This is a genomic window from Paenibacillus provencensis, from assembly GCF_042678545.1.
Classification (GTDB): Bacteria; Bacillota; Bacilli; order Paenibacillales; family Paenibacillaceae; genus Paenibacillus; species Paenibacillus provencensis.
In genome coordinates, this window is the sequence record NZ_JBHTKX010000001.1 from 2,331,634 (window position 1) to 2,358,083 (window position 26,450).

The following is a 26,450-nucleotide window of genomic DNA, read 5'->3' on the forward strand; positions in this document are numbered from 1 at the left end:
AGGAGAATCTAGATGATTATTACACAAGAATTATTTACGGCTCTGGAGAGGCACCTGCTTGATAAGTATCCTTATGAAGCATGCGGCATACTTCTCGGTGATATGGATCAGCATCAAGTCATCCGCCTGCTTCAATATATTCCGGTCCCCAACACCGCACCTAACCCATTACACCACTTTGAGCTGGATCCGGGAATCTGGATTAACCATGTACTTGGGACTCCCAATCTAATAGGCCTGTTTCATAGCCATCCTAATTCAGCACCTTGTCCTTCGCCATATGATCTGGAATCACTCCAGCAATATGGCGCATTGCTCCAAGTATACCTCATTGGCTCACTAACGTACGATAAGAAGCATATGGAGCTCAGAGGTTACACTATCCGGAAAGATGAAGAGAAGCTGACTCTTACCGAATCTTCCCTAAGCATGACTTAAATGATCATACAAATCGGATAAGGTATGAACCTCCATCTCGGCGATATCATCCAAATAACAACCCCATAAGCGGGCCGTCATCATTGCATCCTTAAGCGCATGGTGTCTTCCGTGAATGGGAATCCCTCGAGATTCAAGACATTCATCAAGTCCATATCCATTCCGCTGAGGCTCAAGCCATCTGGCCAGCATCATCGTATCAATAACCCGATGACTAAGTCTAACTCTAGAAGTCTTCCATAGTGCCGCATTCAAAAAGGATTTATCATGCGCGCTTGCATGAGCTACCAGAACACGTCCACCGACAAAAGACATAAAGTCATGCAGTCCCTCCAATATAGGCGGAGCATCATGAGTCATATCAGGTGTAATGCCCGTCAGTTCGGTGATATGTTCTGGTATAGGGACTTTTGGTTTGACCAGCGTATAGAATTGCTCATCTTCTATGATCTCACCGCCTACTACCCGAACTGCACCGAAGGATAAGATTTCGTCTCCGTGTTGTGGCGCAAAGCCTGTCGTCTCCAGATCGAATACAACAGCATCCAGCTCGGATAAAGGTGTTCTAAGCGCTTCAGGCTTACGATTCTCTCGCATCAATGAACGTAAAAAGGCCATCTGCTGTGCGGTAGGGGCGCCGAGCATAGAAGCGATTGCCGAGGGCACCCCTCCCTGCCTAAACGAGTTCCAAAAACCGTTATTGCCCCTTACCGGGTCTTTCATGAGCGTCTCCTCTCCACAAATCGAAGCTGTCGCTGTAGGTTTCGATGCACTTTCTTCACTGTACTCAAACCTTCCCTAAGCTCGTACAGAATCGTTCTTTGTTTTAATTGTTCTTCTCCTATATAGCCACTGCTCGAAATAATACCATTCTCATCTTCAACTTCAGTAATTCTCCTAAGCTTTAAAGCAATCTTAAAGGCATCCTCACATGCATCCACAAAATGAAGAGGAACCGCTTCAAGCCTGGCGAGCTTGGTAAGACGTTTAATCGTATTCGTATCCTTCAAGCCATTAAGTAAGGCCATATAGCGGGCACTGTTAACGAGTGGAATATACATGCCGTATTTAATATCAAATCCGCCCGCATGCTCCCCAAATCTTTCGGTTACGACCCGCCCGAGGATATTCAAGGTTGCTTTATGCTTTACCGTATTTCGCAACACTGCCGAGGCAAGATCTGGCGTTGATTGGAACAATTGGCCAAAGTGACTGCGGAAATCCTCTGATAATGTATGGTCACCCCCTACATGTCTTAGATCCGCAGCAATGATCAAGTATCGAACAGGCTCCCACTTCAAATCATCCGTCCAATCCGCAAGCTGGTGCTTCCATGAGTCAAGCGTACGTCTCCATAAAGGCTCAGAGCACATTACCTTTCCTTCACACTTGGCATAACCTACCGCCTCCAGTGAATTGGATATCCGAATGCCCAGCTCCTGGAAGTAAGCCTCCTTATCTGGATGAGGCAAGTCACTAATAATCATACCGTTGTCCTGATCACTCCACAGTGTAGCCTCGCCTCTGCCAGAGCTCCCAAATACAACAAAGGCATAAGGGACAGGCCGACGCCCATAACCTTCCGCTTCCATCTCGTTTTCACATATTTCAATGACTTGTCTAGCAATATAATCATGCAAATCATTTACCATCTGGTACCATTCAATCAAAGATACGTTTGCTGCTAGGTCTTGCAATTCCTCTTGCTTCTGCATTCGAGCTTGTTTCAGTGCGGGTACGGATTGCACTTTCTTCAAATCATCCAATAAGAATGAAACTTTGCCCGTAGATTTCAGAGGTTCCATAGATCTGTCCCCCTAGACGTGTTCCTCTTCATCATACCATGATAGGCCGAAAAGGTGTCGTTCTATTTATTGTGTAAGATGACTCGACAAACTGAGTTAAGCTTGCGCTTGGCACCAAAATTTAGCAGTATTTTACATATAAAATAAAAGCATTCTTGTTTATGTATAGATGTATGTTATATTAAGTAACATATAATGAAAAATTTATTTCCATAGCAATTATAAAAGAACGTCAATATATTGACAAGGATATTTTTAAACGAGTTTTTTAATAGGATGTCTCCCTCTTGAGGATATGAAATTCAACGTTATTACTCTTGCTTACCGGAAAAGCGTCACGTTTGACTGTATGGTTCCAGATCATGTATCATGTTTATGTAGAGTTATATGGAAAGGTGAGTGTTTTGGGATGGGGATATGAAGCTGTATCGAATCGGTGAATTGTCAAAGGCTGCCGGTGTCAGCGAACGTACAATTGACTACTATACGAAGCTCGGATTGATTACTCCAGAGCAGCGTACTCAAAAAAATTATAGATTATATAATAGTGAAACCTTAAACCGAATTGAACGTATTATCCAGATGAAACTAGAGAAATATAGTCTCGAAGAGATTAAGACTTCTTTAGATAAGTGGAGCAATGTATCGGCTAATGAACAAGTAACGAGCAAGCTTACCAGCTTAGAAATTCATGTAGAGCAGCTTGAACGTGAAATGAATGAGCTCAAGCCTCTTCTTCAGGAAATGAAGCCAGCTCAACAACGTAAGGTAGTAACTGCTCTTCTTACCAAGAGTGCTGCTTGCATGGAAGCTTTAAAAATTATGCTCGAGAGCTCCATGATGTAATTTCATCATAATAGAAGTATGGGGGTATGGTGTAAATGATGTTTGTATTGCTGATCTTAGCCATCATACTGTCGGTTTGGGCGCAATTCCGCGTTCAAGGGACATTTAAGAAATGGGCTAAAGTAGATAACTCAACCGGATTAACCGGTTATGATGTAGCTAGACATATGCTGGACACGAACGGTTTGCATGACATTCCGATTGAACCTGTAAGAGGCGCCTTATCAGATCACTATGATCCGATCCATCGTGTTGTTCGGTTATCAGAGCCAGTGTATTATGAAAGAAGCATATCCGCTGTAGCCGTTGCATCTCACGAGGTCGGTCACGCGATTCAGCACAAAGAGCATTATCCTATGCTGGCCCTTCGTCACCGGATTTTCCCAATCGTTAACTTTGCATCAGGAATTGCTCCTTTCCTTCTTCTTGCAGGCTTTATCTTCAATGCATTTAACTTGATTGGTCTTGGTATTATTTTCTTCTCAGTAACAGTAGCTTTCCAGCTAATCACACTACCAGTCGAATTTAATGCCAGTAACCGGGCTCGACGTATTATCGTCGAAGAAGGGTATGTACGAAGTGAAGAAGAACGTGGCGTAGGCAAAGTGCTTAACTCCGCAGCTCTTACTTATGTAGCAGCTGCACTGATTTCGTTACTTGAACTTATTCGCTACATCGGTATTTTTACTAGCAACCGCGAATAGAACCAGCATAAAGAACCCCGGTCAATTATTTGACCGGGGTTTTGCTATTATCTAGTCCAAAATAGTCGAGTAAGAAGGATCGAAATGACTGTGCCACTAGCGGCAGCTTCTCATCGCTACGGTGGATGAGCCCTATCGTTCTTGTTACCGTCGGGCTCTTAATGCGTACTCTTGCGGGCTGAAGCGGATTCGTCTGAAATAAAGCCATCTCTGGCAATACACTTACCCCCATTCCAGCCGCAACCAGACCTCGAATGGTATCTGTCTCTTCACCCTCAAAAGCGATTCGAGGTGTAAATCCTGCCTCCAGACACGCGTGCCACACAATGGGTCTAAGAGAGTACCCTTTACTGAACAATATAAATTTATCCTCTCTCAGTTGATCTAAAGTGATCGATTCTTCCATAGCAAGCGGATGGTTCTGAGGTAATATGGCAAATAATTCTTCTGTCAATACAATATCCCCTGCAATTTGATCATGCTTCTCTGGGAACGGGGACACAAAAGCGAGATCAACCTCGGCAGATAATACATCTCTAATTAAAGTCGGGAACATCCCTTGCTTGAATTTAAATTTAACGTTAGGATAGCGCTTGCGAAATTCTGAAACGATTGTAGGAATCAAATGAATACCCAAACTGTGTGGGAAGCCAATTCGAATCTCTCCTTTTTCCGGATCAAGAAATTCATGAACCTCTCCAACAGCTCGATCCAGATCTTTCAGAATACCCTCAACTCTTTTACAAAACAATTGCCCGACAGGGGTCAGCTGAAGATTACGCCCTTTCTGCATGAACAAGTCGATTCCGAGCTCTTCCTCTAGATGATGAATTTGCCTGCTTACTGCGGATTGTGCCACATGCAATTCCTCCGCAGCCTGCGTTACATGCTCTTTCTGTGCAACTTTTAAAAAGTATTGCAACTGTCTAAGTTCCACTCGTTCAATCGCTCCAATCTGCTAAAACAATCCCAAATAATTCCATAGAAAAAGTTCATGTCTTTAATGTATCATGACCTCCAGTATGAATCAACGGCGCTTTAACAGTCTGATTATCAAACCATAAAGGAAAAAACCGCCGATCAGTCCACCTAGATGTGCAGCCATATTGATATTCGCCACACCCAGTGAAAAAATAATACCAAACCCGAGAATCGTATAAATGGTTTTTCTCGATGCATCATCCATTAGATGGCGTTGAAACAGAACGATATAGAGAAATGCCCCGTATACTCCATAGATCGCTCCTGATGCCCCAATGGACAGGGTTGGATTCGTTAAATTGTTATAGTAAGCCTGTGAAATGATATTCCCTACCAAACCACTTCCAATATAAAGTATCGCATACCGCCAGAACCCAAGGAGCCGTTCAAGCGGTGGCGCAAATACCAATAGAGCAAAGCAGTTAAATAAGAGATGGGAAAAACCAGAATGAAGGAACATAGAAGCAAACAACCGCCATACCTCTTCATTCCATGGTGGAATATTGGTGAGCGCACCATACTTCATAAGAGTAAGCGCAGTATTCGGCCCGCCGTCTATTAACAGCACCACATACATAATAATATTCGCCGCAAGCAATATTGAAGTTATTGGGTAATATCGCAAATACCCTTTCCAGTTCTCATAACGTAAAAAAATCATGGCCTCATCCTTCCATTGTCCTGTGTTGGACACGAGCTTCCTATAAAGATTATAATAGATAGTGTCAAAGATCACCAATCTCAAGGAGGTACATAATAGATGACTCAAGAACGTACAGGTGTAGCAGCTTTTAAAGGAAATCCCATTACGCTGATCGGCCCGGAACTTAAGGCTGGTGATCAAGCACCGGATTTTACTCTGAATAAGAATCTGCTCGAAGAAGTGCAGTTGTCCGACTATGCGGGCAAAATCAAACTGATTAGTGTGGTCCCTTCTCTGGATACAGGGGTCTGCGATACACAGACTCGTCGTTTCAATGAAGAAGCCGCTGGTTTGGGCGACAATGTCGTAGTCCTCACCGTTAGTGTCGACCTTCCATTTGCTCAAGCACGCTGGTGTGGTGCAGCAGGAGTAGATAAGGTAATTACCTTATCTGACTATAAGTCCAAGTCCTTTGGTCTGGCTTATGGCGTACTGATCAAAGAATTCCAGCTCAACATGCGCTCGATATTTGTCATTGATGCTAAAGACAAAATAACTTATGTGGAATACCTGCCTGAAATGTCAGAGCATCCAAATTACGAAGCAGCAATTGCAGCTGTTAAAGAACTGCTCTAATTAACGCAGAGGATACGATAGCAACACATCACATGCAAAAAGCGAGAAAAGGACCTACCTTTATCTCGCTTTTTTGGTCTTACTCGCCTACAACCTTGTGTTTGCCGATCTTCTTGTCTATGATATCGAACAACTGAAGAATAATACGATAGTTGGACCCCAGATCACCAAGCGAACCTCTTGAAGCAGAATAAATATCAATGGCGCTTCGAACAGGTGTGACCTGAATGATTGACACGGTAATATCTAGCGTACGTCCAAAAGATGTGCGCTTCTCCATCGTAATTTCCCCGACTGACGGCACTTCATGAAGAACTTTGAATCCAGGGACCTTCTTCATAAGCGATGAAATTTCTTCCCATGCCTTATCCTTGGACAAGTTATAATAGCGCGTCTTCATCTTTGGATCCTTAGCTCGGTCACTTGTTCCCTCCATACTGCGAACAATGCCGACAAGTGTTCTTTTGAGTGACAAGACCCTTCCTCCTTTGTATGTAGCCGTACCGTTATTCTCTCTTTAGTGTATCATTGTTAACTCCTTAACTAAAGAGATAATGTACTCCTCAGTAAGGAAACACATATTCGCTGATTATGCTGACAACAACAAAAAAGACATCCCCAAATGCACCCTTATGTAGAGTACGTGTGAGATGTCTCTAAATGTCATCCAAAAAGGAAACCCGCTAATGCCGTCCGATTATATTGTCTTCTGAACCTGCTGTAGCAGGTGGGTGACCGCAGAAATGTTTATGAAGTCCCCATGTCATATAGACAGGGCATGTCAGCCGCATTTCGTGTTGATCTCCCGAGACATAGTCATTGGTTCAAAACAACGAATAACCGAAACGAACATCGCAGGATGTAGAAACATTATATCGCTATTCTACAAAAAAGTAAATGTATGATCAGCAATTGCTAAAATTCTTGCTAGGCATCAATTTCAACGTTCCAAACAGTTATGATACCGATTCCCATTGTACTGCCGTTATTTTGTAATGTCCTGTGCCTTGGAGTCCGCCTCTGTTGAATCCCTCTCCTGTGTCTTTCCTTCTTCTTCACGACTGGCTTGCAGCTTCTCTGCCTGCTCCTGCATCTTAGTGAAAGTGGCATAGAAGTTAAAGAAGGCGAACCATGCAATCAGACTTCCAATAAAGAAAAAGAATAGTGCAGGGTACTGCATGCCGATGTAGCACAATAAGCCGGCGCCAAGCAACGATGAAAACACACGAAACGGACGTATCAAAGTAATCAGTACAGCATTTTTAATGATCATACCAATGGACATATGATAATGGACAACCATCGAGAAGAAGTTAAACATCGACACACATAGCAGCAGCAGCAGAATCAACATGATAATTCCAATTAACTGAAGGTTCTGAAACTGAGTCATATAAACCGTATAATCCAAATACATAATGACTACCAGCAGCGTATAGAAAACACCACCGATCATGCTTTGCTTATAGTTTTCCTTATATCCTGTAAAAAATGTTCTCATAATTGGTACATCTGTATCACCCATGACCCATTTGCGAACTACATTAAACAAAGCAGATGTCGCAGGGAAAAATGTAAACGGTGCCACAATACCCAATGCCCAGTTCATTTGAATGGATTCGTTCGTCATTCCTTGTCCCATAACAAGAACCTTGAGCACCAAAAAGAAGAAAAATGGCGAGGCACACAGTACCCACAATAGGTTCGATGCCGCGAATCTTGTAATCCACTCCGTCAGGCGATATATACCACCCATAGCTCCCTTAAACTCCAAAACACGCCTCCTCCTTAACACATGCACGAAGCTCGTTCTCTCGTCTGCATGCATCATCTTAGGTGATAATCCCTCGCTAATTCAAATTAACATAACCTAACTATAACTATACAGCATAACCACACGCAAAAGCTAGACCAACGCTGAAATCTCCACTTAAATACACCCTTTAGAAGGGATGATCAAGATATCAACTTGATTTCATGGTTCATGGGCTGGCGTCTAATCAAGAGGTACAGTTCTACCATAGGATATTACGTAGTCGATGAGCCACTTCACTTTGTAAAGGAGGGAATGCAATGTCCTATGGATACGGATGCGGAGGTCAGGTTGGTGGTGTTTCCACTGGCTGTGGAACCGATGGATGGTTTTCTATTGGAACAATTCTCGTATTGTTCATTCTGCTTGTCATCATTTCCAGAACTTTCTTCTATTAATAATCACATGTAGTTCAGCACCTGTAGTTCAGCACCTGGAGAAGAGTCCCATCCGAGCTCTAATTAAAAAAAAGACGAAGCATTAAACGCTTCGTCTTGTCTGTTATTGTTTATTGAAACGAGCTGTCGTCACGACGGCTTGGTCTGCGATTTTCGTTATTGTTACTGAATGGACGGGATTTGCGATCGCGGTCGCGGTCACGATTGTAACCACCGCTTCCACCTTCTTTTCCGCCATCTTTACGATTACCGTATCCACCTTTATTTCCGCTGCCGCCTCTGTTATATCCACCGCCAGTACGGTTACCATAACCGCCCGAAGGCTTACGTCCGCTAGAACGAACATCTGGTTTGCGGCGTTTAGCACGGATTGGATCCTCAGGAGTCAATTCAACTGCGGCATCCTTCTTGTCACCTGTAAGCAGTTTAAGCGATGCAGACAAGAGCTGTACGGAATCATATTGTTCCAATAGTTGAATAGCAATACCTTTGTATTCGTTAAGCTCTCCGCCTTGTACAATTTCCAGAAGGCGTTCAGCTGTAACACGTTGTTTGCCTTCAATCGCTTCAGCAAGTGTAGGAAGCGGTTTACGCGGGATACGATGACGTGTTACACGCTCAATGAAATGCAGGTGGTCAATCTCACGAGGAGTAACAAATGACCATGCAGATCCTTCTTTACCCGCACGACCTGTACGGCCGATACGGTGTACATAACTTTCCGGATCTTGAGGAAGATCGAAGTTAACAACATGAGTCACGCCAGACACGTCTAGACCACGTGCTGCAACATCCGTTGCAACGAGCACATCAATGCTTCCATCACGGAATTTGCGCATTACGTTATCACGCTGATTCTGAGACAGGTCTCCATGAAGCCCATCTGCAGAGTAACCACGTTTTTGCAGCGCTTCAGACAATTCATCCACACGGCGTTTAGTACGACCGAATACGATCGCAAGCTCAGGAGATTCCATATCCAGCAAACGGCTGAGCGCATCAAATTTCTGACGTTCAGGCACCTCAATATAAGCTTGATCAATGAGTGGTGCACTTACTTGCTTTGGAATAACAGATACGTGTTCTGGATTTTGCAAAAATTGCTGAGCGAGCTTCTGGATGTTAGGAGGCATCGTTGCAGAGAACAGCATTGTCTGACGGTCATCCGGAACTTGCTTCAAGATAGACTGAATGTCTTCCATGAAGCCCATATCCAGCATTTCATCTGCTTCATCCAGCACGACAGTTTGTACATCTTCAAGTTTGATGGTTTTACGGTTGATATGGTCAAGAAGTCGACCAGGTGTACCGATAATAACTTGAGGCTTCTTCTTCAATGCACGAATTTGGCGAACGATATCTTGACCGCCGTATATAGGAAGTGTACGGATACCTTTGAAGCGGGATAGCTTCTCAATCTCTTCTGCCACTTGGATGGCAAGCTCACGAGTTGGTGCCATGATCAGCGCACGGATCTTCTCATCTGTTTTGGAAATTTTGCTGATAAGAGGGATACCAAAGGCTGCGGTTTTACCTGTACCTGTTTGAGCTTGACCAATCAAGTCGCTGCCAGCGAGAGCAACAGGGATGGATTTTGCTTGAATCGGTGTTGCTTCTTCAAATCCAAGTTCGGTAATTGCCTGCAGAACCTTAGGTTCCAAATTAAATTCTGAGAAAGTTGTCAAATTTATTCAAACTCCTTCTATTATGGTGGACAGTAATCCACTTCATTTCTCTGTATTCTTAAGTAGCGTTAATATATAGGCTGTCCCATCATGCACGATAGATATGGGATTGCATGATCTCACAATTTCACTATAGAGAGAATAGATTCTCTCCCGAATCGTCTAAACTACATATGATGTTTATTGAAACTTACTGAAACAAAACATGCTTTTTTGCGAAAAAAGGCGATCTACTCAAGAACATCCACAAAATATTATATCACAAAACAATTTACAATTACCAGTAATCAATATAGTATGATACTTCTGAGGTGAAATTGGTGCTTAAATTAACTACAAAATCGCTAATCGTATTTCTAGGCGGTGCTATTATTGCAGCAGGATTCAACCTATTTCTGCTGCCTCATGAGCTGCTTAGCGGAGGAATATCTGGTATATCTATGCTCATCGGATATTTTACTCCACTAAACTTTAATGTCATGTATTTCGTATTTAACATTCCACTGCTCATTGCAGGGTGGTTCTTGCTGGGCCGCAGATTTATCAGCTTCAGCATCATAAACGTTATTGCAACGACCTGGATGTTAAATATGCTGCCCGTTACTGCAATTGCTCATGATCAGTTAACTTCTGCTGTATTCGGTGGTGTGCTTATTGGAGCTGGAACAGGGCTTGCATTTCGTGCCGGCGGCTCCTCCGGCGGTCTTGATATTGTCGCGTCCATTATTACAAGGTTTCGTGATTTTCCAGTAGGAGCCGTCATTGCCGTCATGAACGGGATTATTATTTTGCTCGCCGGTTATTTGAACAATGACTGGAATATCGCGCTAATCTCGGTACTCTCCATCTACATTACTGGTAAAGTGCTTGATTTGATTCATATTGGGCATGTGAAGGTTACGCTATTTATCGTTACCAATGAGACAGATAAAATGCTTGAACAATTGTTACCAAGACAAAGAGGTGTAACCAAAATCAAGACCCAGGGTGCTTTTACTGATCATGAAAAAGACATGCTTATGACGGTTACCACCAAATACGAGCTCGATGAATTGAAGCAGATCATTAGAACTACCGATCCCAACGCTTTTGTCAACATCGTGGAAACGGTAGGAATAATGGGCTCATTCAGAAGAAACTAGATAATCTGTCAAGTATAATTTTAATTATTTTTGTGATATAATAATGGTGCGTCGTTCCTATTAAGCGCAAAACTTCTCATGAGACCTTTTTTATCCGGGTATTTCACAGGCAACTGGCTTTTCCGAGGCAATGAATGATTCTTCTCGAATGATTCTTAGTTAGGAAAGGGTGATTAATGTGGAAATGGAAAGGGTAAAACTGTCAGAAATCGTCATGAAGTGGTATCCTGAAATGCTTCCGACCCTGCGGCAGAACGAACTGAACTCATTCATTGTGCTGAGGGATGGTTTCGGATTACTCGAAGCAGAAGATGCAATGGAAATTATTCAATACAGCATCTGCGAGCATCAAGACGACTCTTATCTTCAATAATCTTTATAAGTTTAACCACCGCTTTTTCGGTCGCATTGCTGCCGGGGGAGCGGTTTTTTTAATGCTTATCCGCTCCCTCTCCTCCACCCTTATTAAATTAATCTGTTCAAATCAAACGTTATGTTTTAAAATATTTTTTTGGGCGTGCGTTCAATACGTGAACTATAATATATCCCCTGGAGATCAACATATGAATCAGACACTAACCACCGTTCAAAAATGGAAACAATTCTTAGTTATATTGCTTCCAATACTCATCACACAAATTTCGTTATCGGCCATGACTTTCTTTGACACGAACATGTCTGGACATTTTAGTCCGGTGGATCTGGCCGGGGTAGCCATTGGAAGCAGTCTGTGGATACCTATTCAAACTGGACTAAGCGGAATTTTAATGGGAATCACCCCCATTGTCTCACAGCTTGTGGGAAGCGGACAGAAAAATAAAGTCCAGTATAATGTATTACAGGCTCTGTATCTTGCTGGAGCTCTTGGCATACTGATTATTGCTGCCGGCATTATAATACTAAATCCTATTCTTCAGTATATGAAGCTGGATCAAAGGGTCGAGGAGGTAGCCCTCTACTATCTGTCTGCCATGGCCTTTGGAATCGTTCCCTTGTTCGGATACACCGTACTCCGGAATTACATGGATGCTCTGGGACAAACCCGAATTACGATGATGATTACCCTGATCTCATTGCCAGTCAATATTCTGCTGAACTATTTGCTCATCTTTGGAAATTTAGGTGTTCCTCAGTTTGGGGGCATTGGTGCCGGCCTTGCCTCGGCAGTGACCTATTGGTTTATTTTTATCATCTCTATATGTTTTGTTCATCGGATCGAACCGTTTGCTCAGTATGGCCTATTTCGTGAACGACATAAAATTTCGATCGGCAAATGGAAAGAATTGATGCAGATTGGAGTACCCATCGGGTTTGCCATCTTTTTTGAAACTTCGATCTTCTCTGCCGTTACGCTGCTTATGAGCAAGTTTGACACCAACACCATAGCAGCGCATCAGGCCGCCATGAATTTCGCCTCAACTCTGTATATGCTCCCGCTAAGCATTAGCATGGCTTTAACGATCCTTGTTGGATACGAAGCTGGAGCAAAACGGGCAAAAGATGCGAGAACATACAGCAATATCGGTATCGGTTCTGCAGTGATACTTTCACTTGTAACCGCGATAATACTAATGGTGTATGGTGAACAAGTGGCTGGAATTTATTCTTCGGACCGAACCGTCATTGCACTAATACAGCATTTTCTCGTTTATGCTATCTTCTTCCAAATTTCTGATGCTGTTGCAACACCGGTTCAAGGCGCTTTACGTGGATATAAGGACGTGAACCCTGCATTTTTCATTACCTTAGTCGCATATTGGCTGATCGGTTTGCCTGTCGGATATTTAACAGCTACCTTTACAGAACTTGGTCCTTACGGATATTGGATCGGATTTATCGTAGGTCTCGCGGTCGGCGCTGTGGCTCTAATGTGGAGACTGATCGCGGTTCAGCGTAAATTCAACGCAAAGACAAATCGTGAATTCGTAGGTTAAATCAAAAAAGCTGACTCGTTATTACCCGTGAGAGGTAGTTCGAATCAGCTTTTTTTGTGTTATTGAGAAAGACGAATCGCTAGCTCATACATATCCATATCAATGGAACTCTTCGTATTCACAACAAGATCAATATCAGTAAGTGTCAATTGATTATTAATGATCCCACAAGCCTTGTCTGATTCGCCCTCAATCAGCTTGCGTACAGCAAAATCACCTAATTTGCTTGCAAGGTTGCGGTCAAACGGAGTCGGAGTACCACCGCGCTGGATGTGTCCAAGCACCGTAACACGCGGCTCATATGATGGGCAGCGAGCCATAATCTCTTTGGCTACATCCTCACCTTTACCAACGCCCTCAGCAACGATAATAATACTATGGCGCTTGCCATGCTCAAAATTCGATTGCATACGCTGAGCTACTTCATCCATATCGAACGGTACTTCAGGTACAAGGATTGTTTCCGCACCGGAAGCAAGTCCTGCATGCAGCGCGATATCACCGCAATGACGTCCCATAACCTCAACAATGGAGGAGCGTTCATGAGAAGACATCGTATCGCGCAGCTTGTTCACTGCATCCACTACAACGCTGACCGCTGTATCGAAACCAATCGTATAGTCTGTAAAAGAAATGTCATTGTCGATCGTTCCTGGAAGCCCCATTGTTTTGATGCCCAGCTTACTCAACTTGTTAGCGCCTTGATAAGACCCGTCACCACCGATAACTACGAGACCGTCAATACCACGCGAGCGCAACACATCTGCACCCTTCTGCTGTCCTTCAAGCGTCATAAACTCTTTACAGCGGGCAGATTGAAGAACCGTTCCTCCACGCTGAATGATATCCCCTACACTGCGCAGATCCATCGGAAAAATATCATTGTTCAGAAGGCCCTGATATCCACGCTGAATACCATAAACCTCCAAACCAAAATACAGACCGCTACGAACTACGGCACGAACAGCCGCGTTCATCCCTTGCGAATCTCCTCCACTCGTCAATACTGCGATTCTTTTGACTGCTGTCATGAATGACTTCCTCCTCTTAATTCTCAATACATATGTTTACGAATCCATTTGGAATTTGCTAGAAAAAAGCGCCTTGTGACAGGGCTGTTCTTCAGCAACCTTTTGGATACGGAACGAACTTCCTGCTGCTCACTGACTTTAGGATCAGATAAATACAGGGCAAGCAACCCTTCAATGATCATACGATGAAATGAGCTTGCAGGGATAACTGAAACATCCTCCTGTGCCTTGTCAACAATGTAGGCAATACGCTCAATCATCTCATTCTCACTTTTGTAATAATTACAAAAGTTCAAATCACCGCCCTGCCTGTCTTCTTCCTGATCAATCAAATAATCCAGCATGATGTGCAGTCCCGTCACATGCGGAAAATAAGAAGCATGTATGGAGGAAGCTCCATCATCATCAAGATGCGGGTCTGAAGCAGCAAGGAATAGCATGAATACTCCCAGTGTGGAACCCGTGGCTGCTGCGAATTCATTCCAGTTCAGCTTCGGCGTGCGGTGCTTGTGAAGCTCCCACCATTCAAGCAAGGCTTTCTCGCGAAGCTCGGGATGAATGTGCTTGTACACCTGCAGATCTACATACAGACTAGCTAGATCCGTTACATAAGATTGTGCTTGAACGTAACCCGGCAGCTTCTTTATGCAGGATTGGCACGTAAGTACCAGGCTATGCAAATATCCTTCATCTTCCTGTTCTTCACGTAGAGCGTAATAGTTCGACAGCTCCGCTTCAGGATTAACTGCATCAAGCATTGATTTATGTAACAGCCTGAAGTCTCCTTCATCCATGGAAGTGCTCCGATCACATAAGTTGTCCAGGTAGTCACTAATCGTCTGATAAGAAACGATAAGAGGAATGAGCACATTCCGCATCGGCAAGTTAACAGCTGCATAAATTGAGCCACCCTCACAGTGGAACTGTTTGCTTGCTATGCTTGCAAGCGCCTGGGTTCTAAGCTCCTGGTCAGAAATTTGTTCTGCTCTCGTCTTTATTAGTCTAAGCTCTTTTCTTGCTTCAGGCAGTATATATTTATACACCCGATTCATCAATCCGATGGGCCCCCGTGGAACATTGCGATTATGTTGTTTTTGTTTAATCAAATAACGGTGCCTCCACTATGTTATCTACATATTCATACCTGTTCAAACCATTATCATTATAATATGACATGTGAATTTGTACAAATAAACGATAGGTAAAAGTCCATATTACCATTTAAAGCGGATACATTTTTTAGAAACAATAGTTCTCAAAATCCATGCCACTTCTTAATCTATATATGGAAGCGCATAACTTATTCACAGGAATTCAGGAATCATATTTCAAAATTAGGTTGTCCCTCTAACTATTTATGATATAATTTCCATATTTCAATCTAAAAAGGAGATTACACAACATGTCATCCGATGAACCCCTGTCGTGGAGAAGACTACTTACTTTCTTTATCCCTCTGGGCATATCCGCCTCTCTAGTGACCATCTCTCATGTCATTATCAACAGCACACTGGCCAGATCCGACCATGCCGAGGTCGTCATCGCAAGTTATGCGCTGGCAGGAAGCCTGCTTGCTGTTACTGAACGGCCCTCTACCCTATTGCGCCAAACATGCTCTGCTCTGGTCAGGGATCGGCTTTCTTTTCATGCACTCATTTATGTCACCAAAGTATTTCTTGCGGCTGTGCTGCTGCTCGGCGGTGCTATTGTATACACACCTCTTGGAACCTCGATCTTCAAGTACCTGTTTGGTGTGGATGAAACTCTTCTCGAACCGGTTATCCAGGTTTATCAAATCCTCATGTTTGTCAGCATCTTCTCTGTCATACGCAATATCTATCAGGGGGTCATTATTACAAACAACAAGACCAAATGGTTAACAATTGGAATGATCATTCGGCTTGCGGGCATGTATTCGTTATCCCTGTACTTTATATGGACTGACACAGTAACAAGCGGTACGGTCGGTGCGATTATCTTCGCTGCGGGAATGCTGATCGAAGCTGCAGTCAGCTATCTGGAAGGACGTAAAATTGTACAGCAAATGCCTGCACACAAAGAAGGGCACCACATCAAGATGAAGGGACAAGTATTTTACTTCTATAAGCCGCTGCTCTTATCGAGCCTTGTCGCCATGTTTATAGGTCCGATCATCAATATCATGCTTGGAAAAACAGAAGGAATTGCCCTGGCGATCTCTTCATTCGCTATTGCAGGGAGCATCATGCAGCTCATGCTGAGCTTCTTCACCTACATTCATCAAATCGTATTGAATTTCTACAATGAATATCCTAAGAAAGTAAATCAGTTTGCACTAACAATGGGGTTCATTCCATTTATACTAACTTTGACCGTAGCTTATACACCTCTGGGTCCTTGGTTTCTTGAACATGCAATGAATGTTCGTGGAGAACTGCTTGAGGAGAGCTTGCGCACTTTGAGGGCCTTTATTTTGTTCACACTCATTACACCGTTTCTGGATTACAGTAATGGACTCATCCTCCTACGGGGACAAACCAAGACCCTGTTCCGCTCGCAGACAGCAAATGCTGTATGCACAACTATCGTACTCGTTATCCTCGTCTTTGCCGCCCCAGGACTGAACGGAGTTATAGGCGCAGTGGCTCAATCTATCGGACTGCTGGCAGAGCTGCTGATCGTATGGATGGTCATTCGCAGAACAAATCGCGAGCCAAGCTTACAATCAAAATCGTCACCGAACACATCCGTAGATACTTAATCCATAAATATATGTGAAGCTTGTGTGAATAAAATCACAGAAAAGACCAAAAAAGCACAGTCCCCCAAGAGGGGGAACTGTGCTCTCAATTTTTCGCTTTCATACAAACTTGTATAAGAAATCCGGTAACCGGAACAATTCTTACAGTTTGATTACGTTAGCTGCTTGAGGACCACGGTTGCCTTCAGTAATTTCGAATTCTACTGCTTGACCTTCTTCCAAAGTTTTGAAGCCATCACCTTGGATTGCTGAGAAGTGAACGAATACATCGTCTCCGCCTTCTACTTGAATGAAGCCATAACCTTTTTCTGCGTTAAACCATTTAACTGTACCTTTCAAATGAACAACCTCCTAAAAATGCCGCCATCTATGGCGAATATCTACATTATACTTTATTGATTTTTACTTTGCAATTAAACTTTTTTTGTTTTTGTAAAATAATTTGCTTTGGCATCAAGGGTAAGGTATCATTTTACCAAAACCGCAAATTGGAGAAATGCACATGATTAAAAAACATCAAATTTACAAAAAAGACAAGTGGAATATGATGACCGTAGAGGTTCAAGGGCGCTATCTCGTGCTTCGTGAAATCTCAGATCAATGGGGTGAGGAAACCCACACCTTTATGAGCAGACCCGCACTTATGCAATGGGCTGAGAACCGTTTCCCGAAGGAGAACTACAAAGATAATGAAGAAGAATGGATCGAGATTATGAAAGCCTTCAAAGAGGTGTAACTATAATGGATGTTGGCATGAACTATGTCATCTTTATCGTTGCCGCCTTCTTGCTCGGCTTTGTCATTATCGCCAAGAGAGACAGCATACCGGATAAGCTGCGACGACCGCTTGCCATCGCCGCGCTGTTAATGGTTGTGCTCGCTTTTATCCTGATTGTATACAGCATGGTATCACTCGGGAGCTAACCTCTGAACCTCAAAATTTCAGATTGGTCATATACAAATGCTCCCTTTCAAATATTTCAGTATAATGTCGGTCATACTAAGCGTTAGTGCCTTATTATAAGGAGGATACGCTCTAGTGAATGCGAGAAAAACAATCTCAATTGTAATCATAGCTGCATGCATTCTGTCTCAGACCGCTTCAGCATATGCGCAGCCTGACCGACCTGAACTGTCTTTATCGTATAATCATCAAAGGAGGATGAATATGAGTAAAGTGTTAAAACGCAGTGAAGTACCTGAAGAGAACCAGTGGAAACTAAGTGATATTTTTGTGAACCAAGCTGCCTGGGACAAGGAATATGAAGAAGTCAAGAAGCTGGCTCAGCAGGCTGGGGAATATCAAGGGAAGCTGGACAACGAGAACAGCATAAAGTCCTGCTTTGAGCTGGAGGATGACATTTCACTTAAGACCGAGCGCTTGTACGTATACGCTCATATGCATCATGATGAAGATACAGCCGATCCTACATATCAATCACTTCTGCAAAAAGCGAAAAAATTAAGCGTTCAGGTCAGCGAGTCCCTGTCGTTTGTCGTGCCAGAAATTCTGGCATTACCGGAGGATAAGCTAGACGCCCTAATCGCAAGCCCTACGCTCAAACCATTCAAATTCACGCTCGTGGAGATGAAACGTGAGAAGGCGCATGTTCTCTCCAAGACAGAAGAAGCACTGCTTGCCCAAGTTGGCAATCTGTCTCAAGCACCGCAAACGATCTTTGGTATGCTAAACAATGCGGATATGAAATTCCCTAAGATCAAGGATGAGAACGGAAATGAAGTGGATCTCACTCACGGCAGCTACATCCAGTTTCTAGAGAGCCCGAATCGTGAAGTCCGGAAACGCGCATTCAAGGCTGTGTACAGCACCTATGCCAAGAACAAAAATACGATTGCAGCTACACTGAATGCGAATGTAAATAAAAATATTTTCTATTCGACGGTACGTAAATATCCTTCTGTTATGGAAATGTCTCTCTATGGGGACAACATTCCGAAGGAAGTGTATACGAACTTGATTGACACCATTCACGAGAGTCTGCCGCTGCTGCATCGATACATGAATTTGCGCAAAAAGCTGCTGGGTACTGACGATCTCCATATGTATGATTTGTTCGCGCCACTGGTCGAGGAATACAAGATGGACATCACTTACGATGAAGCGAAGACGACAGTAAAAGAAAGCTTGAAGCCGCTCGGAGAAGAGTATTTGGCTGCACTGCAGGAAGGCTATGATGACCGCTGGATCGACGTATACGAGAATGAGAACAAACGTACAGGTGCATACAGCTGGGGTGCTTACGGCACTCACCCTTACGTGCTGTTGAACCATAAGGATAATCTGAACAGCATGTTCACTCTGACGCATGAGATGGGTCATGCGCTGCACTCGTATTTCTCAGACAAAGCGCTGAAATACAGAGATGCACAATACACCATCTTCCTTGCAGAAGTCGCTTCCACAACAAACGAAGCATTGCTTATGGATTATCTGCTTAACAAATCCACAGATCCTAAAGAGAAGCTGTATCTGCTGACCTATTATGCGGATCAATTCCGCACTACGGTCTTCCGTCAAACGATGTTTGCGGAATTCGAGAAGATTATTCATGAGCGGGCAGAACAAGGGGAATCACTGACTCCTCAATTGCTGTCTGAAATATACTATGATCTGAACAAAAAGTACCACGGTGAAGGAATGGTCGTGGATCAGGATATTGAGATGGAATGGGCACGTATTCCCCACTTCTATACCAGCTTCTATGTTTATAAATATGCAACTGGCTTCTCGGCAGCGACCAGCTTTGCGAAGCAAATACTGGAAGAAGGCGAACCAGCCGTTGAGCGTTATCTCGGCTTCCTGAAAAGCGGAGGCAGCGACTATTCGATCAATATTCTGGAGAAAGCAGGCGTGGATATGTCCTCTCCTGAGCCGATTCGTGAAGCTATGGCTGTGTTCGAAGATGTTATATCGCAAATGGAGCAGCTTACTAAGTAAAGCTTCATTCCCCATGATCCCTTGCCCACATCGGCAAGGGATTTGATTATGTAAACATGAAGGAGAGATCTCGGACGATGACGATTCAAATTAATGAGCAATATTCACTGGACTTGTTAAAGAAGCTGCTGGAGACACCTAGTCCAAGCGGCTATACTCACCACATAATGGAGCTGATTGAGGCAGAAGCCAAAAACCATGGTACCGCTTATGAACGTAATGCCAAGGGCGGACTCATTATTACGATGCCTGGCGAAGACAACAGTCGTACTATCGCGCTAAGTGCACATGTAGACACTCTAGGCGCAATGGTCCGCTCGATTACGGCTCACGGTACACTGAAGCTCACCTCAATCGGAGGCTTCATGATGCAATCCATTGAGAATGAGTACTGTCAGATTCATACTCGCAGTGGCAAGGTATATACCGGCACTATTATGTCTACTCAGCCTTCCGTTCACGTCTACAGTGGAGCAAGAGATTTCAAACGTGAAGAAAGTGTAATGGAGGTTCGGATCGATGAGCGGGTTGAGAACAAACAGGATGTCCTTAATCTCGGGATAGCGGCAGGTGATTTCATCTCCTTTAATCCCCGCGTAGAATTCACATCTAGCGGATATATCAAATCAAGGCATCTCGACGATAAAGCAAGTATCGCTGCCTTGTTCGCCCTGCTTGAATCCGCAAAGCGTGAAGGCTGGAAGCCAAGGCATCAGGTTAAACTGCTGATCAGCAACTACGAAGAAGTCGGACACGGAACGGCTTATATCCCTTCGGATATAGACGAAATGATCGCGGTTGACATGGGTGCCATGGGTGACGATCTAAGCTGTAAGGAGACCGATGTATCCATCTGTGCGAAGGATTCCTCCGGTCCTTATGATTATGAAATGACGACTCGTCTGATCGAGCTGGCTAAGAGCGCCGACATTCCTTATGCAGTGGATATTTACCCTCATTATGGTTCTGACGCGTCAGCTGCACTGCGCGGAGGCAGCAATATTCGAGCAGCTCTGATTGGTCCAGGTGTACATGCTTCCCATGCAATGGAGAGAACACATAAACAGGCCGTTCTCAACACGGCTCGATTGCTTGGAGCATACATTAACAGCTAGGTTGTTAGAACATAACGAATTCATTCATCAAAATAAAAGGACTCACCGCAGACCAATCCCTGGTCTATTTACGGCGAGTCCTTCTTATATGCTATGAGATAAATGGTCATCACCAGCAGCTACTACTGGCTATTCAGCCTCTTCTACAAAGCTTCTACGCTCCTGCTGTAACTTATCAAGTTCAAGCATAAGGCTGTCTTTTGTTGACGATAGGGACGACAGGACACGATTAACCTCCGTTACCCCCCGGCCAACTTCCTCTTTACCTTCATTAATTTTGTTCTGTACCAGCCAATCCGTGAAGAACCCATCCAGAAAATAATCAGCAAAGCTCAGCATACCATCAATCTTTAGATGACCTTGAATGGAGAGATCTACGTCTCTAAGCTCTTCCTGAAACTCACGCAGATGATATTGTGCAGCATGAACGTGAGATTCTGCTTCATCTACACGACTATGCTTAATATAGGTTGAAATCGCTCCCCCGCCGAGCATATCATAGGTTCCCCAATTCCCAGCGGAACGGAGCGCTTCCTCAGCCTCATGAAGGCTGTCCAGCACTTTATGTCCTGCCCTCTCTGCTTCACCAACCTCTTTGATCTGGCCCTTCAGCTTAGCCTCGTGCTCAAGCGAGGTTAGAATGAATGGAGAGGAATCCAGCAGGGTATCCTGCTTCTCATTCATCAGCTGATCATATTGCCGCTCCCAGTTCTGCCATTCTGACAGTGCAGCAATCTCTTCTCTTGCGCCTTTCATTTGCTCACGGATGTCATTTAAGGCACGAACTGCTTCATCATACAGTCCTTTGCTCTCGATGAGCTCAGCCTCTTCCTTTTCCAGCTTTTGCTCTTTTTTACCCATAATGCTGTAGAATACAGAAGCAATTGAAGTGCGAGTGAGGGTGTCAACATCTTTTTGTTCTGCTGCCAGCCGCTCCTTGCGTACGGCTACCAGCTCTTCTTTTTGCTGCTCAAGCTCCCCTAGATGATCAAGCCGAGAATTCCATTTAGACAGCAGCCTTCCCTTTTCCTTCAGCAATGCCAGTCGTTCATTCACTTCCTGATACATAGTCTCCTCTCGCCTCCTGTTTCATATCCGTAGTTCACTTCTTGCTAAGCTCAATTTGCTCCGCAAGCTCATTCAGATAAGTCCAGCGTTCCATTAAATGCTCCAGGTGCTTCTCTGTTTCCGCCTGCTCCTTCATCAGCTCCTGAAGCCTCGCTGCATCACTGAAGGCTTCCTCCATCTGAGTCGCAATCAACTCAAGCTTACGTTCAGTCTCCTCAATCTGGCTGTCAATGAGTTCATATTCACGCTGTTCCTTGAAACTGAATTTCAGCTTCACCTTAGGTGGCTCTGATGCAGCTGCTGAAGACGATTCAGGCTTAACAGGCTCTTCTTTTTTGCTGATCGGCTTTTGCTGATTTTGTACGTTTTTTGACAGCCATTCTGCATATTCTGAATAGTTCCCTACATGCACCCGTACCTGGCCCTCTCCTTCAAAAGCAAGGACTTTGTCAACCGTCCGATCGAGGAAATAACGGTCATGGGATACAACGAACACAATTCCTGGAAAATCATCCAAATACGCCTCAAGCACGCTCAGGGTTTGGATATCCAAATCATTCGTCGGTTCATCCAAGAGCAGAACATTAGGCGCGGACATCAGCACACGGAGCAGATACAGCCGTCGCTTCTCCCCTCCGGATAATCTTGAAATATAGGTCCACTGAGCTGCAGGAGGGAATAGAAACCGTTCCAGCATCTGTGCGGCTGTAATCGTCTCCCCTTCCCCGGTTCGGATGACCTCTGCCTCTTCCTTGATGTATTCAATAACTCTCAGGTTCTCGTCCATCTCCTGATGTTCTTGCGTAAAATACCCTAGCTTGACGGTAGGTCCAACGATGATCTCACCTGCATCCGGCTGAATCCCACCTGCAATCATATTCAGTAGTGTGGATTTACCGGTTCCATTCGGTCCCACAATACCTACACGATCTCCTGGCACAGCGATATAGCTAAGATTATCTACCAGCTTTTTGTGCTCCGTACTCTTGGTTAAGCCTTCGATTTCGAGTATTTTCTTCCCGAGTCGGGTTGAAGCAACAGACATCTCCAGATTGCCTGAACGCTGGACGCCCTCCTGATCTTTTAACTGTTCAAAGCGGTCAATTCTCGCCTTCTGCTTCGTCGTTCTTGCCTTAGCTCCTCTGCGAATCCATGCCAGCTCATTTCGCAGTAAATTTTGGCGTTTCTGCTCAGAAGCCGCTTCTCTTTCTTCACGATCTGCTTTTAGCTCAAGAAACTTGGTGTAGTTCGCTTCATAACGAAATAACCGGCCATGATCCAGCTCCAGCATGACATTGGCAACACGGTCCAGGAAGTAACGGTCATGCGTGATCATGAGCAGTGCACCGCGGCGCTTCTGCAAATATTGCTCAAGCCATTCAACTGAATCATTATCAATATGGTTCGTTGGCTCATCCAGAATCAGCAGATCCGACGGATGGATAAGTGCCGCCGCTAGCGCCACCCTCTTGCGCTGTCCACCTGATAGTGATCCCATTGGTGCATCATACTGCGTTATACCCAGCTTGGACAGAATGGTCTTCGCCTCACTCTCAAGCTGCCAGGCATCATAGGCTTCCATTTGTTCACTCAACTTCGTTAGACGCTCTAGAAGAGCTTCATCGCTCGGTTTGAGCGCGAGAAGCTCCATCGTTTCCATATAATTACGAACGGCTCGCATTTGAGGTGTATCACCTTGAAACACTTGCTGCAGCACCGTCATGTCCGGATCAAACTCAGGATTTTGGGCAAGCATTTGAACTCTTACTTGATTACCGATCGCAATATTACCTTCGTCCGGCTGTTCAAGACCCGCAATGACGCGAAGAAAGGTCGATTTGCCTGTGCCATTGACTCCGACAATCCCGATCTTATCCTGATCGCTCATTCCGAAGGATGCATCTTTGAAGAGAATCTTTTCTCCGTAGCTTTTAGATATATTTTCAACTGTCATTATATTCATTTGATATGTCCCTACTCTTCTCTATTGATTATAAACAGATTACACCATGTACCTGAGGTCTAAATTAATAATAATCCCAGCAGGATGGCGATACCGCCTCCGATGAGTGAACTAAACAGATTGACCAGGTCATTGCTCATCCAGTTTAGTCCCTTACCCCGCACCGTGCTCTGCCCGCAATGATGATGAACCTCTACGTCCTTGCCGCAGACAGTGCAGTGATACATCCGCTGAATGGTCGCCCCCATTAGAGAATCGGCATACGCTCCAATAAAACCGGATACCGCTCCGATGACCGCAAATGCGATAAGCGCAGTCATCGATCCATCCGCTTCAGAGCTTAATATTAGAAACAGATACGCACATCCACCAATCATCAGGGCTCCAGCTGCTGCAGCCACATTCCCCGTTACAGTGACACCACCCGATGAGCCCGGAGGAATGACCTTCCATGTTCTTACTGAACGAGGGGGCTTAGAGCTTAAGCTTCCAATTTCTGTTGCCCAGGTATCTGCAGTAACGGTCGCCATAATGCCGATGAAGGCAAATATCCAAACAGGATGGGGAAATATGGCATGCAGAAGGACAAGCACCATACCAAGCCCGCCGTTCGCAAGCACTTGTCCTGCATCCCGATTTCCTGTTTTTGCATACGATTGTTCAAGTTCCTGCTTCTCCCGCTTCTTGTATTTGGATAATACGGTGGACGTTATGAAGAAGAGAAGCAGCGTTCCAAACCACACTAGATCGCCTGCACCATAATACACGGACCCCATTATAACTGCAGCTATGCCGCCAGATAAAGTGAGCGACTTCTTGTAATATGCAGCCCCAGCGACAAGGAATGCACACAGCGTTCCAATGATCCAATCCATCTGCCGTCTCCTGATTCTATAGTTATTTTAAATATAGTATAACATGTGCAGCCATGACAAAGCCTGATTTAGGGAGATATAGATAAAAAGACACGCCTTATTCAATCCGAAGAAGGATCAAATAAGCGTGTCCATAACTTTAAACAAGAATGATGTAGATTGAACAAAACAAACTGCAGTAAATACTCGGTTATGAGCCGATCATCTTAAAGTAAACTAAGAATTTTTTGTTCAATCTATAAGTTCATTAATAACGGACGGTAACACTACCTATAGCTTCATTTGCCCAGGTTAACTCCAGTCGATCACCTGACTCTACAGGACCAACACCCGCCGGAGTTCCTGTAAATATAATATCTCCCGGACCTAGTCCATAGTGTTCCGAAACATAATCCGCTATGTTTTGAATGGTAAAAATCATGTCGCGAATGTTCCCACGCTGCACTTCTACCCCGTTCTTATTCAGTGTAAACTCGAAATCGGCCAAAGACTGAACAGATTGAACAGGCTTAAATCTGGATATTGGCGCGGAATTTTTGAATCCCTTTGCCGCTGTCCAAGGGTGCCCTTTTTGTTTGATCACGGTCTGTACATCACGGAGTGTAAAGTCGATACCCATAGCATACGCATCGATGACTACATCTACATTCATTCCGGGTGTATGCTCTGCTCCAATTCTAACGACCAGCTCTGCCTCATAATGGATGTCTCCCCGGCCCCCCGGAAGCATGAGCTCTTGATCTTCCATCAGCACTACCGCATGGGAGGGCTTCATGAATATCATGGGTTCATCAGGTACTGCATTTCCTAGTTCTTCTGCGTGCAGGCGATAATTGCGGCCAACACAATAGACATTTCTGATCTGTGAGTTCATCTTCATCTTCATCTTCATCCTTTCGCCTTATCGTCTAATTTTTTAAGATTTAAACCATTTCATCGCTTTTTTCGCAAAAGCCTTTTGCCATAAATCCGGATTGTTCGTACACATCATAATGTCCTGATCTATTGCTGCCAAATTGCGCATAATTCTGGACGAATCCACAGTCCACGCCATAACATCGATTCCTTCTTTCTTCATGTCACTTATGAGCTGCTTATTCACATGCGGATATCCTATAGACAGCAGATCGCATCTAAGCTCACTAAGCTGACGTGCCAAATCCGGCGGATATGAATTGATGATGAGTCCTGTTCGAGCAAACCGGTGAATTAACTTTACTTTAACAAGTGATCTGCGGTCAAATGAAGTAATCACATAATCCTCTTCATTCCATCTGCCGAACAGTTCTCTGAGCACTGCTGCTGGCATGTGAGGATACATATCCCCTGTCGTTTTGAGCTCAATGTTCAGCTTGATCTTACCTCTTGCCAGCTCCAGTACTTCAGCCAAGGTTGGAATTCGTTCGCCCGCATATTTCTTCGACTTCCAGCTACCAGCATCAAGCTGTTTAAGCTCGTGCAGGGTCTTATCCTTCACAAACCCCTTGCCGTCTGTCGTTCGCTCAAGCCGATAATCATGGATGACAACAGGATAACCATCTCGGGATAGCTGAACATCCAGTTCAATCCATTTTACCTGTGCCTGCTCCATTGCAAGCCCGAAGGCAGCTATTGTATTCTCCGGAGCAAGTGAGGAATAACCACGGTGTGCTACACAAGGATTGTTCATCTCCA

At 44.3% G+C, this 26,450-nt stretch carries 28 protein-coding genes and 1 other RNA gene; 13 read left to right on the forward strand and 16 right to left on the reverse strand.

What is annotated here, in order from left to right; translation table 11 throughout:
* The first annotated feature begins 12 nt into the window (after nucleotides 1-12).
* Nucleotides 13-438: a Mov34/MPN/PAD-1 family protein gene (locus tag ACFQ3J_RS11175; protein ID WP_251581726.1), complete on the forward strand. Its 426-nt coding sequence runs from the start codon at nucleotides 13-15 to the stop codon at nucleotides 436-438.
* Here the strand turns inward: ACFQ3J_RS11175 and ACFQ3J_RS11180 are convergent.
* Both ACFQ3J_RS11180 and ACFQ3J_RS11185 read right to left on the reverse strand, forming a co-directional pair.
* Entirely contained in the window at nucleotides 424-1,161 is a 738-nt protein-coding gene (locus ACFQ3J_RS11180) for an exonuclease domain-containing protein (RefSeq protein WP_091154807.1), read from the reverse strand. The genes ACFQ3J_RS11175 and ACFQ3J_RS11180 overlap by 15 nt on opposite strands.
* Nucleotides 1,158-2,243 carry a DUF294 nucleotidyltransferase-like domain-containing protein gene (locus tag ACFQ3J_RS11185; RefSeq protein ID WP_091154805.1) on the reverse strand — a complete coding sequence of 362 codons (1,086 nt, stop codon included), beginning with the start codon at nucleotides 2,241-2,243 and terminating at the stop codon, nucleotides 1,158-1,160. Before ACFQ3J_RS11185 ends, ACFQ3J_RS11180 begins: the two co-directional genes overlap by 4 nt.
* 417 nt (nucleotides 2,244-2,660) lie before the next feature.
* On the opposite strand from ACFQ3J_RS11185, the gene ACFQ3J_RS11190 reads away from it, so the two are divergent.
* Both ACFQ3J_RS11190 and ACFQ3J_RS11195 read left to right on the forward strand, forming a co-directional pair.
* Nucleotides 2,661-3,089: a MerR family transcriptional regulator gene (locus ACFQ3J_RS11190; protein ID WP_091154803.1), complete on the forward strand. Its 429-nt coding sequence runs from the start codon at nucleotides 2,661-2,663 to the stop codon at nucleotides 3,087-3,089.
* 35 nt (nucleotides 3,090-3,124) lie between these two features.
* Nucleotides 3,125-3,793: a zinc metallopeptidase gene (locus ACFQ3J_RS11195; protein WP_091154800.1), complete on the forward strand. Its 669-nt coding sequence runs from the start codon at nucleotides 3,125-3,127 to the stop codon at nucleotides 3,791-3,793.
* Between the two features lie 25 nt (nucleotides 3,794-3,818).
* Here ACFQ3J_RS11195 and ACFQ3J_RS11200 read toward each other — a convergent pair whose 3' ends face one another.
* The gene (locus tag ACFQ3J_RS11200) at nucleotides 3,819-4,730 is read right to left on the reverse strand and encodes a LysR family transcriptional regulator (protein WP_091154798.1); all 912 of its coding nucleotides are present in this window, start codon (nucleotides 4,728-4,730) and stop codon (nucleotides 3,819-3,821) included.
* A 90-nt stretch (nucleotides 4,731-4,820) separates the two neighbouring features.
* Entirely contained in the window at nucleotides 4,821-5,435 is a 615-nt protein-coding gene (locus tag ACFQ3J_RS11205) for a rhomboid family intramembrane serine protease (protein ID WP_091159043.1), read from the reverse strand.
* Nucleotides 5,436-5,534: 99 nt separating this feature from the next.
* Here ACFQ3J_RS11205 and tpx point away from each other — a divergent pair, with 99 nt between their 5' ends.
* Nucleotides 5,535-6,053 (forward strand): thiol peroxidase, encoded by a 519-nt coding sequence (tpx, locus tag ACFQ3J_RS11210; protein WP_091154795.1) that lies wholly within the window; start codon nucleotides 5,535-5,537, stop codon nucleotides 6,051-6,053.
* A 79-nt stretch (nucleotides 6,054-6,132) separates the two neighbouring features.
* Here tpx and ACFQ3J_RS11215 read toward each other — a convergent pair whose 3' ends face one another.
* From ACFQ3J_RS11215 to ACFQ3J_RS11225, 3 genes are all read right to left on the reverse strand, one after another.
* Nucleotides 6,133-6,528 (reverse strand): DUF1499 domain-containing protein, encoded by a 396-nt coding sequence (locus tag ACFQ3J_RS11215; protein WP_076311347.1) that lies wholly within the window; start codon nucleotides 6,526-6,528, stop codon nucleotides 6,133-6,135.
* 198 nt (nucleotides 6,529-6,726) lie between these two features.
* Nucleotides 6,727-6,917, reverse strand: a non-coding RNA gene (gene ssrS, locus ACFQ3J_RS11220) — 6S RNA.
* Between the two features lie 121 nt (nucleotides 6,918-7,038).
* Nucleotides 7,039-7,827, reverse strand: a complete 789-nt coding sequence (locus ACFQ3J_RS11225; RefSeq protein WP_251581728.1) for a YesL family protein — start codon at nucleotides 7,825-7,827, stop codon at nucleotides 7,039-7,041.
* A 299-nt stretch (nucleotides 7,828-8,126) separates the two neighbouring features.
* On the opposite strand from ACFQ3J_RS11225, the gene ACFQ3J_RS11230 reads away from it, so the two are divergent.
* Nucleotides 8,127-8,264 (forward strand): hypothetical protein, encoded by a 138-nt coding sequence (locus ACFQ3J_RS11230; RefSeq protein WP_170862360.1) that lies wholly within the window; start codon nucleotides 8,127-8,129, stop codon nucleotides 8,262-8,264.
* A gap of 110 nt (nucleotides 8,265-8,374) precedes the next feature.
* Here ACFQ3J_RS11230 and ACFQ3J_RS11235 read toward each other — a convergent pair whose 3' ends face one another.
* A complete protein-coding gene (locus ACFQ3J_RS11235; protein ID WP_091154789.1) occupies nucleotides 8,375-9,949 on the reverse strand; it encodes a DEAD/DEAH box helicase in 1,575 nt (524 codons plus the stop codon).
* Nucleotides 9,950-10,269: 320 nt separating this feature from the next.
* On the opposite strand from ACFQ3J_RS11235, the gene ACFQ3J_RS11240 reads away from it, so the two are divergent.
* The 3 genes from ACFQ3J_RS11240 to ACFQ3J_RS11250 all read left to right on the forward strand — a co-directional run bounded on the left by ACFQ3J_RS11240 (nucleotide 10,270) and on the right by ACFQ3J_RS11250 (nucleotide 13,025).
* Complete coding sequence (locus ACFQ3J_RS11240; RefSeq protein WP_170862359.1) at nucleotides 10,270-11,091, forward strand: YitT family protein; 822 nt, start codon at nucleotides 10,270-10,272, stop codon at nucleotides 11,089-11,091.
* A gap of 184 nt (nucleotides 11,092-11,275) precedes the next feature.
* A complete protein-coding gene (locus ACFQ3J_RS11245) occupies nucleotides 11,276-11,464 on the forward strand; it encodes a hypothetical protein (protein ID WP_170862358.1) in 189 nt (62 codons plus the stop codon).
* Between the two features lie 190 nt (nucleotides 11,465-11,654).
* The gene (locus tag ACFQ3J_RS11250; protein ID WP_251581730.1) at nucleotides 11,655-13,025 is read left to right on the forward strand and encodes an MATE family efflux transporter; all 1,371 of its coding nucleotides are present in this window, start codon (nucleotides 11,655-11,657) and stop codon (nucleotides 13,023-13,025) included.
* 59 nt (nucleotides 13,026-13,084) lie between these two features.
* On the opposite strand, the gene pfkA is transcribed toward ACFQ3J_RS11250, so the two are convergent.
* On the reverse strand, nucleotides 13,085-14,056 hold the full coding sequence (pfkA, locus tag ACFQ3J_RS11255) for a 6-phosphofructokinase (RefSeq protein WP_091154781.1): 972 nt from the start codon (nucleotides 14,054-14,056) through the stop codon (nucleotides 13,085-13,087).
* Nucleotides 14,057-14,079: 23 nt separating this feature from the next.
* Complete coding sequence (locus tag ACFQ3J_RS11260; RefSeq protein WP_091159041.1) at nucleotides 14,080-15,108, reverse strand: tetraprenyl-beta-curcumene synthase family protein; 1,029 nt, start codon at nucleotides 15,106-15,108, stop codon at nucleotides 14,080-14,082.
* Nucleotides 15,109-15,458: 350 nt separating this feature from the next.
* On the opposite strand from ACFQ3J_RS11260, the gene ACFQ3J_RS11265 reads away from it, so the two are divergent.
* Nucleotides 15,459-16,796: a multi antimicrobial extrusion protein MatE gene (locus ACFQ3J_RS11265; RefSeq protein ID WP_251581731.1), complete on the forward strand. Its 1,338-nt coding sequence runs from the start codon at nucleotides 15,459-15,461 to the stop codon at nucleotides 16,794-16,796.
* 141 nt (nucleotides 16,797-16,937) lie between these two features.
* Here the strand turns inward: ACFQ3J_RS11265 and ACFQ3J_RS11270 are convergent, their stop codons facing one another.
* Nucleotides 16,938-17,135, reverse strand: a complete 198-nt coding sequence (locus ACFQ3J_RS11270) for a cold shock domain-containing protein (protein WP_047909861.1) — start codon at nucleotides 17,133-17,135, stop codon at nucleotides 16,938-16,940.
* Nucleotides 17,136-17,298: 163 nt separating this feature from the next.
* On the opposite strand from ACFQ3J_RS11270, the gene ACFQ3J_RS11275 reads away from it, so the two are divergent.
* The 4 genes from ACFQ3J_RS11275 (at nucleotide 17,299) to ACFQ3J_RS11290 (ending at nucleotide 20,870) form a co-directional block, all read left to right on the forward strand.
* Entirely contained in the window at nucleotides 17,299-17,532 is a 234-nt protein-coding gene (locus tag ACFQ3J_RS11275) for a hypothetical protein (protein WP_091154777.1), read from the forward strand.
* A gap of 5 nt (nucleotides 17,533-17,537) precedes the next feature.
* Entirely contained in the window at nucleotides 17,538-17,720 is a 183-nt protein-coding gene (locus ACFQ3J_RS11280) for a hypothetical protein (RefSeq protein WP_091154775.1), read from the forward strand.
* A 244-nt stretch (nucleotides 17,721-17,964) separates the two neighbouring features.
* On the forward strand, nucleotides 17,965-19,755 hold the full coding sequence (pepF, locus tag ACFQ3J_RS11285) for an oligoendopeptidase F (protein WP_091159039.1): 1,791 nt from the start codon (nucleotides 17,965-17,967) through the stop codon (nucleotides 19,753-19,755).
* Nucleotides 19,756-19,832: 77 nt separating this feature from the next.
* Nucleotides 19,833-20,870: a M42 family metallopeptidase gene (locus ACFQ3J_RS11290; protein ID WP_251581732.1), complete on the forward strand. Its 1,038-nt coding sequence runs from the start codon at nucleotides 19,833-19,835 to the stop codon at nucleotides 20,868-20,870.
* 129 nt (nucleotides 20,871-20,999) lie between these two features.
* Here ACFQ3J_RS11290 and ACFQ3J_RS11295 read toward each other — a convergent pair whose 3' ends face one another.
* From ACFQ3J_RS11295 to ACFQ3J_RS11315, 5 genes are all read right to left on the reverse strand, one after another.
* Nucleotides 21,000-21,938: a hypothetical protein gene (locus tag ACFQ3J_RS11295; protein ID WP_251581733.1), complete on the reverse strand. Its 939-nt coding sequence runs from the start codon at nucleotides 21,936-21,938 to the stop codon at nucleotides 21,000-21,002.
* A 34-nt stretch (nucleotides 21,939-21,972) separates the two neighbouring features.
* Nucleotides 21,973-23,901: an ABC-F family ATP-binding cassette domain-containing protein gene (locus tag ACFQ3J_RS11300; protein ID WP_251581734.1), complete on the reverse strand. Its 1,929-nt coding sequence runs from the start codon at nucleotides 23,899-23,901 to the stop codon at nucleotides 21,973-21,975.
* Between the two features lie 59 nt (nucleotides 23,902-23,960).
* Nucleotides 23,961-24,776: a DUF92 domain-containing protein gene (locus ACFQ3J_RS11305; protein WP_251581735.1), complete on the reverse strand. Its 816-nt coding sequence runs from the start codon at nucleotides 24,774-24,776 to the stop codon at nucleotides 23,961-23,963.
* A gap of 247 nt (nucleotides 24,777-25,023) precedes the next feature.
* Nucleotides 25,024-25,650 carry a fumarylacetoacetate hydrolase family protein gene (locus ACFQ3J_RS11310; protein ID WP_091154763.1) on the reverse strand — a complete coding sequence of 209 codons (627 nt, stop codon included), beginning with the start codon at nucleotides 25,648-25,650 and terminating at the stop codon, nucleotides 25,024-25,026.
* Nucleotides 25,651-25,692: 42 nt separating this feature from the next.
* Nucleotides 25,693-26,445: a glycerophosphodiester phosphodiesterase gene (locus ACFQ3J_RS11315; protein WP_091154762.1), complete on the reverse strand. Its 753-nt coding sequence runs from the start codon at nucleotides 26,443-26,445 to the stop codon at nucleotides 25,693-25,695.
* Nucleotides 26,446-26,450 lie beyond the last annotated feature (5 nt).

Coding starts and splice junctions, on each gene's coding strand:
- ACFQ3J_RS11175 (WP_251581726.1), top strand. CDS start 13: ATGATTATTACACAAGAATTATTTACGGCTCTGGAGAGGCACCTGCTT.
- ACFQ3J_RS11180 (WP_091154807.1), bottom strand. CDS start 1,161: ATGAAAGACCCGGTAAGGGGCAATAACGGTTTTTGGAACTCGTTTAGG.
- ACFQ3J_RS11185 (WP_091154805.1), bottom strand. CDS start 2,243: ATGGAACCTCTGAAATCTACGGGCAAAGTTTCATTCTTATTGGATGAT.
- ACFQ3J_RS11190 (WP_091154803.1), top strand. CDS start 2,661: ATGAAGCTGTATCGAATCGGTGAATTGTCAAAGGCTGCCGGTGTCAGC.
- ACFQ3J_RS11195 (WP_091154800.1), top strand. CDS start 3,125: ATGATGTTTGTATTGCTGATCTTAGCCATCATACTGTCGGTTTGGGCG.
- ACFQ3J_RS11205 (WP_091159043.1), bottom strand. CDS start 5,435: ATGATTTTTTTACGTTATGAGAACTGGAAAGGGTATTTGCGATATTAC.
- tpx (WP_091154795.1), top strand. CDS start 5,535: ATGACTCAAGAACGTACAGGTGTAGCAGCTTTTAAAGGAAATCCCATT.
- ACFQ3J_RS11230 (WP_170862360.1), top strand. CDS start 8,127: ATGTCCTATGGATACGGATGCGGAGGTCAGGTTGGTGGTGTTTCCACT.
- ACFQ3J_RS11245 (WP_170862358.1), top strand. CDS start 11,276: ATGGAAAGGGTAAAACTGTCAGAAATCGTCATGAAGTGGTATCCTGAA.
- ACFQ3J_RS11250 (WP_251581730.1), top strand. CDS start 11,655: ATGAATCAGACACTAACCACCGTTCAAAAATGGAAACAATTCTTAGTT.
- pfkA (WP_091154781.1), bottom strand. CDS start 14,056: ATGACAGCAGTCAAAAGAATCGCAGTATTGACGAGTGGAGGAGATTCG.
- ACFQ3J_RS11260 (WP_091159041.1), bottom strand. CDS start 15,108: ATGAATCGGGTGTATAAATATATACTGCCTGAAGCAAGAAAAGAGCTT.
- ACFQ3J_RS11265 (WP_251581731.1), top strand. CDS start 15,459: ATGTCATCCGATGAACCCCTGTCGTGGAGAAGACTACTTACTTTCTTT.
- ACFQ3J_RS11275 (WP_091154777.1), top strand. CDS start 17,299: ATGATTAAAAAACATCAAATTTACAAAAAAGACAAGTGGAATATGATG.
- ACFQ3J_RS11280 (WP_091154775.1), top strand. CDS start 17,538: ATGGATGTTGGCATGAACTATGTCATCTTTATCGTTGCCGCCTTCTTG.
- pepF (WP_091159039.1), top strand. CDS start 17,965: ATGAGTAAAGTGTTAAAACGCAGTGAAGTACCTGAAGAGAACCAGTGG.
- ACFQ3J_RS11290 (WP_251581732.1), top strand. CDS start 19,833: ATGACGATTCAAATTAATGAGCAATATTCACTGGACTTGTTAAAGAAG.
- ACFQ3J_RS11295 (WP_251581733.1), bottom strand. CDS start 21,938: ATGTATCAGGAAGTGAATGAACGACTGGCATTGCTGAAGGAAAAGGGA.
- ACFQ3J_RS11300 (WP_251581734.1), bottom strand. CDS start 23,901: ATGAATATAATGACAGTTGAAAATATATCTAAAAGCTACGGAGAAAAG.
- ACFQ3J_RS11305 (WP_251581735.1), bottom strand. CDS start 24,776: ATGGATTGGATCATTGGAACGCTGTGTGCATTCCTTGTCGCTGGGGCT.
- ACFQ3J_RS11310 (WP_091154763.1), bottom strand. CDS start 25,650: ATGAACTCACAGATCAGAAATGTCTATTGTGTTGGCCGCAATTATCGC.
- ACFQ3J_RS11315 (WP_091154762.1), bottom strand. CDS start 26,445: ATGAACAATCCTTGTGTAGCACACCGTGGTTATTCCTCACTTGCTCCG.